Source organism: Psychrobacter sp. TB20-MNA-CIBAN-0197 (genome assembly GCF_040309765.1).
GTDB classification, from domain to species: Bacteria; Pseudomonadota; Gammaproteobacteria; order Pseudomonadales; family Moraxellaceae; genus Psychrobacter; species Psychrobacter submarinus.
Map to the genome: position 1 here is coordinate 1 of NZ_JBEOPC010000372.1, position 286 is coordinate 286.

Annotated in this window: 1 pseudogene; it reads right to left on the reverse strand. The window is 43.0% G+C overall.

The window, feature by feature from the left end:
- Window positions 1–286 (reverse strand): annotated as a pseudogene (locus AAEY83_RS14090) (quinone-dependent dihydroorotate dehydrogenase); the annotation flags it as partial.

Here is a 286-nt window from a genome sequence, read left to right on the forward strand (position 1 = left end):
GTCTTCGACACCGACGCGGCTCAATGTGGTATTGGTGGCTATCAAACCATCAATCTCAAAATCTAACAACTGCTGTGAGATATAATCCACTTGTAGCGGCTCTAAATCAGGCGCTACTTTTAAGACCAGTGGCACATAAAAGCCATACTCTGTTGCCAATTGGTTGTGACGGTTTTTAATCGTATCAAGTAGCTGAGTCAACGCTTCACCACTCTGTAAGTCACGTAAGTTTTTGGTATTTGGCGATGAGATATTGACGGTAATATAGGAAGCGTGTGCATAAACC